Consider the following 15,002-nt stretch of genomic DNA (forward strand, 5'->3'; position numbering starts at 1 on the left):
TCGCCAAATCATGCTGATGTCTTTACCGATGTACGCTATCTCCCGGCCCGACGTTGAGGCGTTTGCCCGCGTATTGCGGGACAAGCTCCGGCGACTCGGATTGCCCGATACGCCTGATTCTCTGAGCTGGCCGCAGCAGTTGCTGGCGCACTGGCAGATGCCGGATTTACTGCTCAGCCAGACCTGCGGATTCCCGCTGGTGGAAAGCTTGCCACAGGTGCAAGTGGTAGGATTATTCAGCTATCGCGCGCCCGGCTGTGATGGGTTCCGTTACCGCAGTTTTTTAGTTGCGCGTGAGGAGGATAAAGGGCGATATCTGGCCGATTTCCGTCACCGGCGTCTGGCGTTTAACAGCACCGATTCTCAGTCCGGTTATAACAGCCTGCGCGCGCTGGTGGCACCGCTGGCCGACGCAGGGCGTTTCTTTTCAGAAGCCTCAGCGACCGGCAGCCACCGCGAATCTCTCCTTTTCGTTCAGCAAAGTAAAGCCGATATTACGGCGGTAGATTGCGTGACGATGGAATTGCTGAAACATGCGCAGCCCGAAGCCCTTACTGGCTTGATCGTGATTGGCCAAACGGCCGCCGTGCCCGGTCTGCCGTTGATCACTTCAGCGCAGACCTCAGCCGAACAGCTGGCGATTTTACGACAGGCATTGCATGAAATCGTGCACGAACCTGTCAGTGAACCGTTACTGATCGAAGCGTTTACCGAAGTACCGCGAGTGGCCTATAGCGTGATCACGTTGATGAAGGAGATCGCGCAGTCGTTTGGTGTCAGCGAACTGGCGCTGCAAAAAACGTCATAAAAAAACCGGGCTTCTCACCCGGTTTTTTGATCTCTTACGTTCTGATTTCAGTGGGTTTCGATAGGGAAATCTTCGTTCACGTCGCCCCATTCAGCCCACGAACCGTCGTACAGCGCGACATCTTTCACGCCCAGCGCGTCCAACCCAAAAGCCAGCGCTGCGGCGGTGACGCCCGAGCCACAGCTGGTGATCACCGGCTTATTCAGATCCACGCCCACCTGTTCGAAGGTTGCTTTCAGAGCTTGTGGCGATTTCAGGTGGCCATCCTGCGTCAGTTCGGTAAAGGGCACGCTAAGGCTGCCGGGAATATGGCCGCCGTGCAAACCAGGACGCGGCTCCGGCGCTTCGGCTTTAAAGCGCGCCAGAGATCGGGCATCGATGATTTGCACTTTGCCCAGTGATTCTTTGACTTGCTGTGCGCTGACCACTACCGGACGCACCAGTTTCGCGTTGAACGTCGAAGGTACTCGGGTGTGTTCACCGTTTTGCGTCGGTTTACCCTCGGCAAGCCAGGCATTCAGGCCACCGTCCAGCACGCGGACGCTTTTTGCCCCGAAGCTTGTCAGCATCCACCAGACGCGCGGCGCTGAGAATAAATCGCCTTCATCATATAGCACGATAGTTTGCGTATCGGCGACGCCAAGACGGCTCATCGACGCGGCAAATTCTTCCGCCGTCGGCATCATATGCGGCAGGCCGGTGGTGCAGTCGGAAATACTGTCGACTTCCACATAAATCGCGTTGGGAATATGTGCTTCCAGATATTTGGCATGGAAATCAATCGGCGGGGTGATCCCCGGTTTGGATTTCCGACAATCGATAATGACCACGTCCGGTGAATTCAGATTCTTCGCCAGCCAGTCGGTAGATACGGTATGGGTAGAAAAAGTCATGTTCTGTGCCTTATCTTTTTGTGAAGCCAGCTCAGAGATCGCCTGGGATCAGAGAATAGACCCAGGCGTCGCGCGGCTGACCGTGATAATAAAGACGATTACGGTGCAGGCCCTCGGAAGTCGCACCCGCTTTTTCCGCGACGCGACGGCTGCGGGCGTTACCTTCCACCGCCACAATTTCCAGCCGCGTCAGTTCGAGTTCAGTAAAGGCAAAACGCGCGGCCGCTCTGACCGCCAGCGTCGCCAGACTCCGGCCGGTATATCCGGTGCGGATCCAATATCCGAGATTGGCGAACTTATATTCCTGCACGATGCGGTTGATGCCCACGCTGCCAATCAGCTCACCGCTGGCGCGATCGAACAGACAGAAATTGAATTCTGCGCCTCGATGGCGCTTTTGCTCGCTGTCGGTCAGATATTTGCGGCTGTCCTCCAGTGCATATTTTTCAGTACACCAGGTTTCCCATGCGCCAATTTCTTTAACAGAGGCCTGAACAGCCGCAAGATGTAGCACGGCCTCCAGTTCGGTTGCAGCACGGATTTCGATTTCTTCGTCCTGATAAATCTGGCGTGTCATCATGATAATCATCCGTCAGTGGAGAAATGATTCGGGAAGCTAATCAAATCAGCCTCACACATACAGCATCAATATGTCAATTGGCGGCAAGGCCGATTAAGTGTGAGAAAACAGCGTTGTCTGGCCCATATTTTTACTCTTCTGGCACCAGCATCACCAGCTTACATTCGGCATATCCCGCCGGAAAAAACGTCTGCTGGCGGTAACTTTTCTCACCTTCCGCCGGATGATTGAAACGCCGTTCACCGCCTTCCCGCGAGAGTACTTCCTGCTGCGTCCACCACTGATTGAAGTCTGTGCTGCGTTCGCGCAGGCTGATAACAGTCTCACGCACTGCATCGGAATGCGCGTAGTGACTGGTTTCGGCACGAAATTCTGCGACCACACGCTTGGCGCGCTCAGCCCAGTTGGTCACTAGCTGGCGCGCCAGCGGATGCAGAAACATGAAGTTGAGCAGATTGGGTTGCGGATCCCCCCCCAGCCAGCCGCTGAACAGGGTTTCGGCCTGCGGATTCCACGCCAGTACGTTCCAGCAGCTATCGAGCAGATAAGCAGGGCAGGTGAACTGATCCACACAGTTTTTCAGGCTGACGTCCGGCGCGCCTGAAATGTGCACGGCCTGCGGATCTTTCACCGCCGCTAAACTGAACAGGTATTCGCGCGCCGCAGGTTCCATCCGCAACGATTTGGCGAGATTGTCGAGCGTCGCGGCGGAAATTGAGACATCCCGCCCCTGTTCAATCCACGTGTACCAGGTGGCGCTGATGCCGCTGATTTGTGCCAGCTCTTCGCGCCGCAGCCCACTGGTTCTGCGCCTTGGCGAACCCGGTAGTCCGACCATCTCCGGCGTGACCCGTTCACGATTCGTACGTAAAAATAGCCCCAGTGCCTTCGGGCCGGTGAGCGATTCTGCATTATCTATCATTCTTATCTCTCAAACTGGGAGTAACTGATACCAGTATAAGCGCTCATATTGTACCCGTATAGAACAATGCCTATAGTGATTTTGAGGTCACTTGAAACCCGCATTTAACCCGATAAAAACAAGACAGGCAGGAGCAATGATGAACATGAAAAATAGCCACAGTCAGGCGGTTGATAAGCAGTTTGGTTCGCAGGCACAGGATTATCTGACCAGCGCCGTCCATTCGCAGGGCGCGGATTTACAACGTCTGGCGACTTTGCTGGCAGCGCACAAAGAGGCGCTGGTTATCGACCTGGGCTGCGGCGCAGGTCACGCCAGCTTTGTGGCGGCGGGCGTGGTGAAAAGCGTCATTGCCTACGATTTGTCGGCGCAAATGCTGGCAGTGGTAGCGCAGGCGGCGAAGGACAAACAGCTGGATAATATCCGCGTACAGCAGGGCGTAGCCGAATCTTTGCCGTTTGCCGACCAAAGCGCCGATGTCATTATCAGCCGCTATTCCGCTCACCACTGGCATGACGTTGGCCAGGCACTGCGCGAAGTGGCGCGCGTGCTGAAGCCGGGCGGGAAATTCATCATGATGGATGTGGTGTCGCCGGGGCATCCGCTGCTGGATATCTATCTGCAAACCATCGAAGTGTTGCGCGATACGTCGCATGTCCGCAACTATTCGCCGGGCGAATGGCTGGATATGTCGTCAGAGGCCGGGCTGATTACCCGCGAAGTCACCACCAACCGCCTGCCGCTGGAGTTCACTAGTTGGATCGCGCGCATGCGTACGCCGGAACATTTCTCCGTGGCGATCCGCGAGCTGCAAAAAGTGATGTCAGACGATGTCATTCAGCATTTCGAGATCCAGTCCGACGGTTCTTTCACCAGCGACATAATGATGCTGGTGGCGTCGAAGAACTGAACAAATTGATGGTGTTGGATTGCGCCCTTCGGTAAAAGAAGGGCGCTGAAAAGCAGGGGTTACTTCTTCCCAAACATTTTTTGACCAAGCAGAACCGCACCCAAAACAGCGGCGCCGACGATCAGGCCTACACCCAAATCGGTAGCGCCGGTGATCAGCGTATTCACCCAGCCCTGATGGCCATGGGTGAATTTTTCCAGCAGGCTGTGCATGAACGGCAGGCCATGGCTGATAATGCTGCCACCGACCAGGAACATAGCAATGGTGCCAACGACCGACAGCGTTTTCATCAGCCATGGCGCAAGATTGACAATGCCGCGGCCAAACGCACGCACGCCATTCATGATGCCGCTCTCACCTGAAAGTTTGCTCAGATACAAACCCGCATCGTCAATTTTGACAATCGCGCCCACCAGTCCGTACACGCCGATGGTCATAGCGACAGCAATCAGCACCATGACGGTGACCTGATTGAGGAACGGTGCGGCGGAAACGATACCCAGAGAAATCACGATGATTTCAGCAGAAAGAATAAAGTCGGTGCGTACTGCGCCTTTTACTTTTTCTTTTTCGAGCTTTTTCGCGTCAGCATCGCTTTTTACCTGCTCTGCTGCCGGTTTTTCTTCTTCATGGTGTTTGCCGGGCATCAATTTGTGCGCGACTTTCTCAAACCCTTCATAACATAAGTACGCGCCGCCAATCATCAGCAGCGGCGTGATAGCCCAGGGAATGAAGGCACTGATCAGCAGCGCCAGCGGCACCAGTATGGCTTTGTTTAGCATGGAACCTTTTGCCACGGCCCAGACGATCGGTAATTCCCTGTCGGCTTTTACGCCAGTGACCTGTTGTGCGTTCAGCGCTAAATCGTCTCCGAGCACGCTGGCGGTTTTTTTGGCTGCCACTTTACTCATTGCGGCCACGTCATCAAGAATTGATGCGATGTCGTCTATCAAGGCCAGAAGGCTACCACCCGCCATAATGTATGCTCCCCATAAATACGTCCTCAGTTTCCTGTTTAAATGAGCCACCGCGCGCGCGAAAGCCCGAATCTGCGCCCCTGACTGTGCCGGTGATCAAGGAAGCAGAAAATTCATAAAAAATAATCATATCAGTGATTGCACTACGGCGTCGATTTGTGCGAATGTTGTGCGGGCTATAAATAACTTTGAAAACTCTCCATCATTTCTCCATCAAATATCGTTAATTCTCTTGCAGTTATCATCACTGAAATACTTTCTTTCATTCTCTCCTTATTTTTACCACAAAGGTTAAACTTCTTTACGTTGCATTACGCCCCCTTTCATTGTTTCAACGATAATTATTTCAACGGATTGCTTCCGCTCCATTAATTAACAAAACTAACGAAAGAAAGGTGCGTAATATGAAACTCTTACCTGCAATTACAGCTGTTGCTATTACTGTTGCTTCATTCTCAGCGCTGGCGGCCTCGCCAATTACTGCGCAAGAAGCACAAAGCGGGACTTACCAGTCACTGGGTATGGTGTCTGTGAGTGCGCCAAGTACCGTTCCGGGCAGCATGAAAGATGCGCTGAACCAGATTGCCAGTGATAAAGGCGCAACACACTACCGCATTGTCGGTGCCGGTACGCCGGGCGATTCAAGCCTTAACCGTGCAAATGTTGAGCTGTACAAATAAAATCTGACTGACTTCAGATAGTGTATGAGAAGGCCAATGTCACCTGACGTTGGCCTTTTTGTTATTTATACATAACCCGGCATAATGCTTTTTTTGGGAGTTATCCCATGTGATTTATTTTTAATTAGCCTCTGTGACGTTTATTCCCCTTATTAATCATTTCTTAAGAATTTTTCTGTTATATAAGGGTCTATGTCCTCAGGAGGTAGTTAATATGTTGAATGCCGCGAGAATGACGATTAAGAACACCGGTCTTTCGATCCAGAATCAATTTTTTTATTTGCAGAATTTTATTAGCTCACCAAGGACAATGGGGACGCTGATGCCGTCGTCTCCCTGGTTGTGTCACGCCATGCTCAGTCAGATCGACTGGACAAAATCTTTGCATATCGCCGAGTTAGGCGCAGCCGACGGCGTGCTGACGCGGCGGATCCTCAACCGTATGCGGGCAGATGCGCGGCTGGATGCTTTTGAGATTGAGCCCGCGTTTATCCGCAGGCTGAACATGTTCGACGATCGTCGGTTACAGGTCATGGCCCACTCGGCCGAGCATCTGACGGGAAATTATGACGCCGTATTTTCCTGTTTGCCGCTGCTGTCGATGCCGACGCGTATCAGCATGAAGATTTTGCAGAAAACGCAGCAGCAACTGAAGGCGAAAGACGGTGTGCTGGTGCTGTTTCAGTACAGTCATCTTTCCGAGAAAATGCTCTCCCGCTACTTCACCTGGAAAAAAATCCGCGTCGTGAAAAATTTCCCCCCGGCACTGGTCTATATTTGTAAACCACACTGATACAGCACTTTGACGAACGAACCCGCTGAGAACATTGCGCTGTAAGGATTTATCAGTATGATGCCACGGGTGGCGTAAATAAAACGCTACAGAAGCTTCACCGGCAGGTGACAAAAGTCTGCCAGTGAGGCTTTTTTGTTGTACTATCTTGCGAGTACGTGACAGGTCAGATTAGCCACCACTTTTGACATTCATACTTCAGGTAAATGATGGGTTTTCATCAGATGAGCAACGAGGCTCCCGGGGAATTAAGGACAGCGTTAATGACACAACCCATTTTCATGGTAGGCGCGCGTGGCGCGGGTAAAACGACAGTTGGAAGTGCTCTGGCGAAAGCGCTGGGCTACAAATTTGTCGATACCGATCTCCATCTGCTGCGTACTTCAGGGCTGAGCGTGGCCGAAATCGTTGAACGTGAAGGCTGGGCAGGTTTTCGCCGTCGTGAAACTGAAACGCTGAAGGCGATAAGCTCGCCGCTGACCGTGGTTGCGACCGGTGGCGGTGTAGTGCTTTCGGCGGAAAATCGCGATTTTATGCGCCAAACCGGCACCGTTATTTATCTGCGTTCACCGGCCTCCACGCTGGCAAACCGTCTGGAAGATGCCCCAATGGAAGATCAGCGTCCGACCCTGACCGGTAAGCCGATCACTGAAGAAATGATGCAGGTGCTGAATGAGCGGGAAGCATTGTATCAGCAGGCTGCACATCACGTTGTCGACGGTACGCAGGGTCCGGCGCAGGTGGTGAATGCCATCTTGGATGCGCTGGCATTGCCAATGGAACGCTGACAGGCGTGATGATGTAAAATGACGAGCCCAGGTGGTTCGTTTTTTTTATGTCTGCGGGGAGGGAAACATCGGAAAACGTAAACAAAATGAGCCACTTTATGTGATTGTTATCACATTGGGTTACTTATTGTTCTTACGAATAGATAAGCGTAATGTAATAACTCAGGTGATTACTTTAACCTCCACTACGGACCCCATGATGAAACCCCTGATATCGTTCTTTCACCAGCACAGCAAAGCGATGCCGGCTGTCTGGTCGATCACTATCATCCTCGTCGAAGCCTCTATTGCGCTGTATATTTTGCGTAATCTTTAATCGCTATATTCTGCTGAGTTTGACGCACTTCACCCCGTAAATACTCGGCAATTCATTTCCCTTTCTCTTTAATGAATGGATTTAGGATTATCTTTAAGCATATTAATTAAGTGCAATTTTATTCCGTCCAAAATAAACGCCTTGACGCTGACACGTATCAGCACTATTTTTCAATCAACTTTACAGGAACCTTGTTCCACATATCGGAACTCTTCTCTTTATGAGCACTTTAGAGAATGCGACGGCAGTACTGAAGTTATTTTCAAGGCAGAGCGTCAATCAGGGTCACCCTGGGCTGTCATTTAGCGATGTAGTGAACAATTTAGCCTTGCCAAAAAGTACCGTTTCCCGATTATTAATGACCATGGAAAGTGAAGGCTTATTAGAGCGCGATCCGGACAGTCGTTTATATCGAATCGGAAAATTATTATTGGCGATATCCAGCCACTATTTATCGACGCCGCTGGTCGATGCGACAACGCCTTACATGACGCAGCTGAGTCAGCTGACGCAGTGCACCGGTTATGTTTCGATGCTCGAAGGCCGCGAGATCATGATCATGCGGATGTTCCCCGGCAGGACTTATCTGCAGGTGGTAACACCGGCGGGCAGTTTATTACCGGCGCATGAAACAGCGATTGGTCGGGCGATTCTGGCCCGTTACAGCGACGACGAAGTTCGTGAGCGGTATCGCGGAGAATATCAGGTGAACTCGGCGAATTCGCCGAAATGTATCGACTCATTACTCGTGCGGCTGGCTGAAATCCGTCAGACCGGATTGTCCTTTGCCAACAACGAAACGTTGCAAGGGATCAGTTCTTTAGCCACCAGCATTTTTAATAAACACCGAAATGAGATTGTGGGGTTGGGCCTGTCTTTCTCTTCGCCTTCCGAAGGAAAGGGCATACCGGAAGGGATAAAGGACGGCCTGACCGCCGTGACCCGAAAAATTGCTGAAAAGCTGGGTGATGATGACTGGATTAATCATCAGCATTTCTCCGGCTTGCAGTAAACGCATCGGGCAACTGATGCAGAAAGTGAAGTGAGTACCAGACCGACACCAGGGCTTATTGTTAGCCAGCACTAAACAATGACTGTTCCACGATGAACAGCGTTCGTAACCGTTTTAGCTCATGCGCTTGTGCGCCGGTTACGTGATTTAAGAGGACGTTGTGATGAGTTTACAAAACACATTTACGATATCTGCGTTTTATCCTTCCTTGCGTCATTCAGGGGCGACTGACCTGAATGGCCGGACACCCTGCTTATGATGACTTCTTTTGCTACCCTCACCATTGGACAGGCGCCGCGCAGCGACATCACACCGTTGCTGATGGCGCATCTGCCGGACGAACCCGTCACGCACGTCGGGCTACTGGACGGCCTCAGCAGGGAGCAAATTGAGCAGCGTTATGCGCCGCGGGAGGGTGATGCCGTGCTGGTCGCACCGTTACTGGATGGTTCGCAGGTCTTACTCGCGGCGGCGGGTGCCGAGCGCGGATTGCAGGAAAAGATTAACCAGCTGGAAGCGCAGGGCTGCAGCACTATTTTGTTGCTGTGCGGTGGCGAATTCAGGGGGTTGCACGCTGCAAACGCAAACTTAATCGAACCGGAGCGGATGATCCCGCCGCTGATTGGTGCAATGGTCGGGACGCATCGGGCAGGCATTGTGGTGCCGGTGGAGTCCCAGATTGGCTGGCAGACAAATAAATGGCGCAAGCTTGAGCAGGCACCGTGTTTTGCAGTGGCAAGCCCCTTTTTGCCTGACGATCAGGCACTGACTGACGCCGCGATGCGTTTTGCTGAGCAGGGTGCGGAAGTGGTAGTGCTTGATTGCTTTGGCTACAACCATCATCACGTTGAAGTGTTAGAGAAGCATCTCGACATTCCGGTATTACTGGCGAATGTGCTGATGGTGCAACTGGCGGCAGAGTTGGTGGCGTAAGTGGGGGGCGCAGACGTGACTCCCCACAATGGCACTGTGCAGACGTAAAATCAAATCAGGGATTGTGGTTTGCGGGCGGTGTCGACGGGTGGGGAGAAAGCTATAATAATCAGTGACAGCAGCAGGTTTTTGCCCCTAATATGAAACCTCTGAAAATTATCGCAAAGGGCCAATCTATGTTGAAAAATAATGAGTATTTTGACGGGAAAGTAAAATCGATTGGTTTTGATAGCGAAAGTACGGGTGCCGCCAGCGTTGGCGTGATGGCCGTCGGCGAATACACCTTTAGCACGGCAAAACCGGAAGAAATGACAGTCATCAGTGGCTCACTGAAAGTGCTGATCCCTGGTTCTCCGGACTGGCAGGTCTTCAAACCCGGCGAAACGTTCTATATTCCGGGTAAAAGCGAATTCAACCTGCAGGTCGGCGAAACCACTTCGTACCTGTGTAAGTATCTGAGTAAATAAACCTTTCAGACACAGTACCAATAGAAAAGGCGCCAATGAGCGCCTTTTTTACGTTTTGCATCAGTCTGTTAGCGTTGAGCTTCGCCGCCCAGCGCTTCAATCAGATTCTGGACAAGCGCGGCCAGTTCACCGGTCATCAGGATGAAATCGGCATCGAAACGGCCGGCGAAATCTTCGCGGTCGATATCTTCGTTTTGATCACGTATCACGTCGCTGAATTTCAGACGCTTGATGCTGCCGTCATCAGCCAGTACGACGGCGATACGTTCCTGCCAGTCTACCGCCAGCTTGGTCACCAGTTTGCCATTCTCAATGTGCGTGGCGATTTCGTCACTGACCAGCGCCTGTTTTTTACAGCGAATCACGCCGCCTTCTTCCAGAATTGCTTTCAGCTCGGCTTCGTCCTGCAAGGCGAAACCTGCAGGGGTCACGCCTGAACGCACCCACTCGGTCAGCGTCAGTTCGATCGGGCTTTCCATGGTCAGCGGCACCACAGGCAGCGAGCCCAGGCTTTTGCGCAGCAGAGCCAGCATATCTTCAGCTTTCTTGGCGCTGGCGGCATCGACCATGATCAGGCCGTTTACAGTGTCTATCCACATGAAGGTCTGGCTGTAGCGGCTAAAGGCGCGTGGCATCAGGCTGTGCAGCACTTCGTCTTTCAGGGAGTCTTTTTCGGTTTTCTTCAGCTTACGATGCTGTTCACCTTCGAGCTGTTCGATCTTGGCCTGTAACTCCTGCTTAATCACCGGAGAAGGCAGAATTTTCTCTTCTTTACGGGCGCAGATGAGGATCTGGCCGCCGTTGACGTGAGTCAGCGCGTCGCCACCGTGGGAACCCATTGGTGAAACCCAGCCGGTTTTCGCCATATCCTGGCTGCCACACGGGGTAAAGGTAAAAGCGCTGAGCTGTTTTTCCATTTCGTCAGCAGATAACGAAACTTCACGGCTCAAACGGTAAACCAACAAATTCTTAAACCATAACATGGCGTTATCCCTGTCCCGGCGCACTCGTGGTACGCTGATTAAATGAATACAGGGCGGCATGATACCCAATTGAGCGTCAGCCGTCGTTAAGAAATCACCCCTGTGCGAAACATTGCATAACACCTTATTCTGGTGGTTGTCGCTTCAGGCTTCTAAACTGGATTAATGATAAAAAACTGACCCTACCCGATGTAACAGGAGAAGAAAACGTGCGAATTGGCATTGATTTAGGTGGCACAAAAATAGAAGTCATCGCGTTATCTGACGAAGGCCGTGAGCTGTTTCGTAAACGCGTGGATACGCCAAGAAATGATTATGAACGCACGCTGAAAGCGATTGAAGGACTGGTACAGGACGCCGAAAAGGCCACCGGCCAGCATGGCAGCGTCGGGCTGGGTATTCCCGGCACGCTCTCTCCCTTTACCGGCAAAGTGAAAAATTCGAATTCGGTATGGCTCAATGGCCAGCAGCTGGATGAAGATCTGGCGCTGTTGCTTAACCGCGAAGTGCACATTGCCAACGACGCCAACTGCCTTGCGGTGTCCGAAGCCACGGATGGCGCTGGCGCAGGCCGTAATACGGTGTTTGCGGTAATCATCGGCACCGGCTGCGGTTCCGGTGTGGCGCTGCACGGTGCGGCGCACGCGGGCGGAAACGGCAATGCCGGTGAGTGGGGCCATAACCCGCTGCCTTGGCAGGATGAGGAAGAAAGACAGTTTGCCAGCGAAGTGCCGTGTTATTGCGGGAAGTCCGGCTGCGTCGAAACATTCGTTTCGGGCACTGGTTTTGCGCAGGACTATTTCCGGCTGTCCGGTCAGCGGCTGAAAGGGCCTGAGATCATTGCCCTGGTGGAAGAAGGCGACGAAACGGCAGAACTGGCCCTTGGGCGTTATGAACGTCGTCTGGCGAAAGCGCTGGCTAACGTGGTGAATATTCTTGATCCCGACGCAATTGTCCTTGGCGGGGGAATGAGCAATGTTGACCGCCTCTATCAGACTGTTCCGCTACTGGTGAAGCAGTGGGTGTTTGGCGGTGAATGTGAAACACCGATACTTAAAGCCGTTCACGGTGATTCCAGCGGTGTGCGCGGTGCGGCATGGCTGTGGCCACAGTCGCGGTTTGCGCTGTAATCGTTTTTCACGCTTAAATAAAATATCGGGCGCGGGGTTTGCAAAAAATACCGCGCCTGTTGTTTCCCTCAGAGCGCCATTTCCCGCTTAAACACTTCCAGCGTATGTGCCTTCACGCGGATAAACTCCGGGTGACTCATGATTTCTGAACCGCGCGGGCGGGGCAGATCGAACGGTACGATTTCCGCCACCTGCGTCGGGCGTCGTGTGAGCAGCAAAATCTCATCCGCCAGAAATACTGCATCTTCCAGATCGTGAGAAACGATCAGCATGGTGACGCCGGTCGCCAGCTGCACTTCCTGCAATTTATCGCGAATAAACAATGTCATTTCGAAATCCAGCGCCGAGAACGGCTCGTCGAGGAACATCACTTCCGGCCGTGTCGCTAGCGCGCGCATGATGCACACGGTTTGCTGCTGGCCGCCGGAAAGTTCGTACGGATAACGTTTGAGATCGAAACGGATATCAAACATCTGCGTCAGTTCCTCTACGCGGGCGTTAACCTCGGTTTTATTCATGCCGTTGCGCACCAGCGGATAGGCGATGTTGGAACGTGCACTCATCCACGGGAACAACGCATCGCGATAGTTCTGAAACACATAGCCGATGGTGGTCTGCGCCAGCGTTTTGCCGTCGAAAAGAATGTCGCCTTTGTCTAACGGGATAAGCCCGGCGATCATGTTCATTAACGTGGATTTGCCGCAGCCATTCGGCCCGAAGATCGAAACGATTTTTCCGCGCGGCAGATCCAGATTCAGATCGGTATACAACGGCTGCCCGGCAAAGGCTTTGGTCAGCCCGCGGATAGTGACATGGGTATCCGGGCGCGTGGCGTACTGCGGCAACTGCGGGCCTTTGTAATCGGGGTTCAGCGAGAGAGGTTGCGTCATGCTTTGCTACTCCAGTGGACGGTTTTTTTCTCGATCAGCAAAAAGGCCAGATTCAGCAAGTAACCCAGCGCGCCGGTGATCAGGATCGAGGCGTACATGTCTTTGATGTTGAACACCTGCTGCGCGTCGATGATCCGATGCCCGAGGCCGGTTTCCGAGCCGATAAACATTTCGGCGACGATCACGATCACCAGCGCGATCGACACACCGGTGCGCAGGCCAACGAACGTCTGCGCCAGACTTTCCATCAGCAGAATGTCTTTGAAAATATGCCAGCGGGAAATGCCCATGACCTTTGCCGCCATCAGACGGGTCTTTTTGGCGTTCATCACGCCGTAAGCGCTGTTAAACAGAATAACCAGCACGGCGGCAAATGCGGCGATGGCGATTTTATTGGCGTCAGTGATGCCGAAAATCAGCATAAATAGGGGGATCAGCGCCGATGACGGCGTCGAGCGGAAAAAGTCGATCAGAAACTCCAGGCTGCGATACACCTTTTCGTTGCTGCCCAAAATGACGCCGAGCGGGACACCGATCACCGCTGCGAAGCCAAAGGCCACCAGCGTACGGTACAACGTCGCGCCGATGTCAGTGCGCATCGAGACATCTGAAAATGACTCGAACATGAAGCCCAGCGTTTCGACGGGTGAAGGCAGCAGCACCGGATTCAGCCATCTGGCGCTCACCGCCAATTGCCAGAACAGAAAAAGCAGCACCGGGCCAATCAGCGGCAATAATCTCGAAGACCATCGTGACGTCATGATATTTCTCCTTATCCCTGATAAATCAGCGAAGCGACATCCACCGGCTTGCTGAAGATTTTTCTTTCCGTAAATACGTCATAAAACTTCTGGAACCATTGCAGATTGTCGCCCTTTAAGTCGGGATACATTACGAAGCCTGGTAACGGTACTTCTTTCACCAGCGCCGGTTCGATGCTGGTATAACCCGCCACGTTTTCCCGCGCTTTGTCTGGGTGGGCGGCAATAAATTCCACGGCTTTCTGGTAGGCGGCGATAAACTTTTTAGCGGCGTCCGGGTTGCTTTGAATGAAGGTGGAATTGAGCGCTGCTGCGCCGCCGAACCACGGGGCATCGGCGTTACCGAGCACGTATTTAGAGATGACGCCGGTTTCCAGCGTGCGCGAGAGGTGTTTCATTCGCCCGACGGTGCCGGTGGGTTCCAGCGTATAGACGCCATCAATTTGCCCGGCGGCAAGGGCCGGGGCGTGCTGGCCGACAGGTAATTCGATCACCGACGGATCGGTGAAACCGTTTTTCTCCAGAATGATTTTCGCCATGGTGACGTTCTGGATCCCTGGCCCGCAGGCGATTTTCTTGCCCTTCAGATCGGCGATAGTTTTTGCCGTGCTGTTGAGCGGTACCAGAAACTCATCTAACACCAGCGTGTGATTAGACGGATTCGAGCAGATAATTTTGAACAAGCCGGGCGATGTGATTTCCCCTAAACCCAGCGCGCCGGTGGCGGTGCCGTTGGCGCAGCCGTGGATCCTGCCGGTTATCATCCCTTCGACAATTTGCTGTGCGCTGGCAAATTTGACGCCTTTTACGTTCAGCCCGGCTTCTTTAAAGAAGCCCTGCTCTAGCGCGACATACAACGGCAAACCACCGACAATCGGCCAGTAGCCGATGCGGATTTCATCGTCGTCTGCGGCGAAAACAGTGGTGGGGATCATACCGCCCAGCGTCATGACACCGCCGGTGATCGCCAGCCATTTCATCATCTGACGGCGTTGTTTATTGAACGGAAGGATTTCAGGTTTGTCGTTTTTCATCGGCGTTCCCCTTGGCTGTTATGCAGGCTGTGCAGCTTGTACTGCAACTTGTATACATAACGTTAAGCACAGGGCGTGCCAGATTGCCGATATAACGAAATAACCGAATATTCGTCAGGTTGTCA

The 15,002-nt window shown here is 52.8% G+C and carries 17 protein-coding genes; 9 read left to right on the forward strand and 8 right to left on the reverse strand.

The window, feature by feature from the left end; genetic code table 11:
* Window positions 1-7: 7 nt before the first annotated feature.
* Entirely contained in the window at window positions 8-808 is an 801-nt protein-coding gene (locus GE278_05120) for a PhnD/SsuA/transferrin family substrate-binding protein (protein ID QLK60192.1), read from the forward strand.
* A 47-nt stretch (window positions 809-855) separates the two neighbouring features.
* Here the strand turns inward: GE278_05120 and sseA are convergent, their stop codons facing one another.
* The 3 genes from sseA to GE278_05135 all read right to left on the reverse strand — a co-directional run bounded on the left by sseA (window position 856) and on the right by GE278_05135 (window position 3,203).
* On the reverse strand, window positions 856-1,701 hold the full coding sequence (sseA, locus tag GE278_05125) for a 3-mercaptopyruvate sulfurtransferase (GenBank protein ID QLK60193.1): 846 nt from the start codon (window positions 1,699-1,701) through the stop codon (window positions 856-858).
* A gap of 31 nt (window positions 1,702-1,732) precedes the next feature.
* Window positions 1,733-2,281 (reverse strand): GNAT family N-acetyltransferase, encoded by a 549-nt coding sequence (locus GE278_05130; GenBank protein QLK60194.1) that lies wholly within the window; start codon window positions 2,279-2,281, stop codon window positions 1,733-1,735.
* 130 nt (window positions 2,282-2,411) lie between these two features.
* The gene (locus tag GE278_05135) at window positions 2,412-3,203 is read right to left on the reverse strand and encodes a helix-turn-helix domain-containing protein (protein ID QLK60195.1); all 792 of its coding nucleotides are present in this window, start codon (window positions 3,201-3,203) and stop codon (window positions 2,412-2,414) included.
* A gap of 139 nt (window positions 3,204-3,342) precedes the next feature.
* On the opposite strand from GE278_05135, the gene GE278_05140 reads away from it, so the two are divergent.
* The gene (locus GE278_05140; GenBank protein QLK63202.1) at window positions 3,343-4,113 is read left to right on the forward strand and encodes a methyltransferase domain-containing protein; all 771 of its coding nucleotides are present in this window, start codon (window positions 3,343-3,345) and stop codon (window positions 4,111-4,113) included.
* A gap of 59 nt (window positions 4,114-4,172) precedes the next feature.
* On the opposite strand, the gene GE278_05145 is transcribed toward GE278_05140, so the two are convergent.
* Window positions 4,173-5,090 carry a DUF808 family protein gene (locus GE278_05145; GenBank protein ID QLK60196.1) on the reverse strand — a complete coding sequence of 306 codons (918 nt, stop codon included), beginning with the start codon at window positions 5,088-5,090 and terminating at the stop codon, window positions 4,173-4,175.
* Window positions 5,091-5,494: 404 nt separating this feature from the next.
* Between GE278_05145 and GE278_05150 the strand changes: the two genes are divergently transcribed.
* From GE278_05150 to ppnP, 6 genes are all read left to right on the forward strand, one after another.
* A complete protein-coding gene (locus GE278_05150; GenBank protein ID QLK60197.1) occupies window positions 5,495-5,770 on the forward strand; it encodes a DUF1471 domain-containing protein in 276 nt (91 codons plus the stop codon).
* 214 nt (window positions 5,771-5,984) lie between these two features.
* Complete coding sequence (locus GE278_05155) at window positions 5,985-6,563, forward strand: methyltransferase (GenBank protein ID QLK60198.1); 579 nt, start codon at window positions 5,985-5,987, stop codon at window positions 6,561-6,563.
* 263 nt (window positions 6,564-6,826) lie between these two features.
* Window positions 6,827-7,351, forward strand: a complete 525-nt coding sequence (gene aroL / locus GE278_05160; protein ID QLK60199.1) for a shikimate kinase AroL — start codon at window positions 6,827-6,829, stop codon at window positions 7,349-7,351.
* Window positions 7,352-7,887: 536 nt separating this feature from the next.
* Entirely contained in the window at window positions 7,888-8,679 is a 792-nt protein-coding gene (locus GE278_05165) for a helix-turn-helix domain-containing protein (protein QLK60200.1), read from the forward strand.
* A gap of 255 nt (window positions 8,680-8,934) precedes the next feature.
* Window positions 8,935-9,612, forward strand: coding sequence for a hypothetical protein (locus GE278_05170; GenBank protein QLK60201.1), 678 nt, complete (start codon window positions 8,935-8,937; stop codon window positions 9,610-9,612).
* Window positions 9,613-9,788: 176 nt separating this feature from the next.
* The gene (gene ppnP / locus GE278_05175) at window positions 9,789-10,079 is read left to right on the forward strand and encodes a pyrimidine/purine nucleoside phosphorylase (protein ID QLK60202.1); all 291 of its coding nucleotides are present in this window, start codon (window positions 9,789-9,791) and stop codon (window positions 10,077-10,079) included.
* Between the two features lie 68 nt (window positions 10,080-10,147).
* On the opposite strand, the gene rdgC is transcribed toward ppnP, so the two are convergent.
* Window positions 10,148-11,062, reverse strand: coding sequence for a recombination-associated protein RdgC (gene rdgC / locus GE278_05180; GenBank protein QLK60203.1), 915 nt, complete (start codon window positions 11,060-11,062; stop codon window positions 10,148-10,150).
* Window positions 11,063-11,271: 209 nt separating this feature from the next.
* On the opposite strand from rdgC, the gene GE278_05185 reads away from it, so the two are divergent.
* Window positions 11,272-12,192, forward strand: coding sequence for a fructokinase (locus GE278_05185; protein ID QLK60204.1), 921 nt, complete (start codon window positions 11,272-11,274; stop codon window positions 12,190-12,192).
* Between the two features lie 68 nt (window positions 12,193-12,260).
* On the opposite strand, the gene GE278_05190 is transcribed toward GE278_05185, so the two are convergent.
* The 3 genes from GE278_05190 to GE278_05200 are packed head-to-tail and all read right to left on the reverse strand — an operon-like array spanning window position 12,261 to window position 14,877.
* A complete protein-coding gene (locus GE278_05190) occupies window positions 12,261-13,037 on the reverse strand; it encodes an ATP-binding cassette domain-containing protein (protein QLK63203.1) in 777 nt (258 codons plus the stop codon).
* A gap of 41 nt (window positions 13,038-13,078) precedes the next feature.
* Complete coding sequence (locus GE278_05195; GenBank protein ID QLK60205.1) at window positions 13,079-13,843, reverse strand: ABC transporter permease subunit; 765 nt, start codon at window positions 13,841-13,843, stop codon at window positions 13,079-13,081.
* An 11-nt stretch (window positions 13,844-13,854) separates the two neighbouring features.
* Window positions 13,855-14,877 carry an ABC transporter substrate-binding protein gene (locus tag GE278_05200; GenBank protein ID QLK60206.1) on the reverse strand — a complete coding sequence of 341 codons (1,023 nt, stop codon included), beginning with the start codon at window positions 14,875-14,877 and terminating at the stop codon, window positions 13,855-13,857.
* Between the last annotated feature and the right edge of the window lie 125 nt (window positions 14,878-15,002).

This window comes from Enterobacteriaceae bacterium Kacie_13 (genome assembly GCA_013457415.1).
Taxonomy (GTDB): domain Bacteria; phylum Pseudomonadota; class Gammaproteobacteria; order Enterobacterales; family Enterobacteriaceae; genus Rahnella.

Excerpts from the sequence above, each read along its gene's own strand:
- GE278_05195 (QLK60205.1), bottom strand. The coding sequence starts at position 13,843 with ATGACGTCACGATGGTCTTCGAGATTATTGCCGCTGATTGGCCCGGTG.
- GE278_05165 (QLK60200.1), top strand. The coding sequence starts at position 7,888 with ATGAGCACTTTAGAGAATGCGACGGCAGTACTGAAGTTATTTTCAAGG.
- GE278_05135 (QLK60195.1), bottom strand. The coding sequence starts at position 3,203 with ATGATAGATAATGCAGAATCGCTCACCGGCCCGAAGGCACTGGGGCTA.
- GE278_05140 (QLK63202.1), top strand. The coding sequence starts at position 3,343 with ATGAACATGAAAAATAGCCACAGTCAGGCGGTTGATAAGCAGTTTGGT.
- rdgC (QLK60203.1), bottom strand. The coding sequence starts at position 11,062 with ATGTTATGGTTTAAGAATTTGTTGGTTTACCGTTTGAGCCGTGAAGTT.
- GE278_05145 (QLK60196.1), bottom strand. The coding sequence starts at position 5,090 with ATGGCGGGTGGTAGCCTTCTGGCCTTGATAGACGACATCGCATCAATT.
- ppnP (QLK60202.1), top strand. The coding sequence starts at position 9,789 with ATGTTGAAAAATAATGAGTATTTTGACGGGAAAGTAAAATCGATTGGT.
- GE278_05150 (QLK60197.1), top strand. The coding sequence starts at position 5,495 with ATGAAACTCTTACCTGCAATTACAGCTGTTGCTATTACTGTTGCTTCA.
- aroL (QLK60199.1), top strand. The coding sequence starts at position 6,827 with ATGACACAACCCATTTTCATGGTAGGCGCGCGTGGCGCGGGTAAAACG.
- GE278_05170 (QLK60201.1), top strand. The coding sequence starts at position 8,935 with ATGATGACTTCTTTTGCTACCCTCACCATTGGACAGGCGCCGCGCAGC.
- GE278_05130 (QLK60194.1), bottom strand. The coding sequence starts at position 2,281 with ATGATGACACGCCAGATTTATCAGGACGAAGAAATCGAAATCCGTGCT.
- GE278_05155 (QLK60198.1), top strand. The coding sequence starts at position 5,985 with ATGTTGAATGCCGCGAGAATGACGATTAAGAACACCGGTCTTTCGATC.
- sseA (QLK60193.1), bottom strand. The coding sequence starts at position 1,701 with ATGACTTTTTCTACCCATACCGTATCTACCGACTGGCTGGCGAAGAAT.
- GE278_05200 (QLK60206.1), bottom strand. The coding sequence starts at position 14,877 with ATGAAAAACGACAAACCTGAAATCCTTCCGTTCAATAAACAACGCCGT.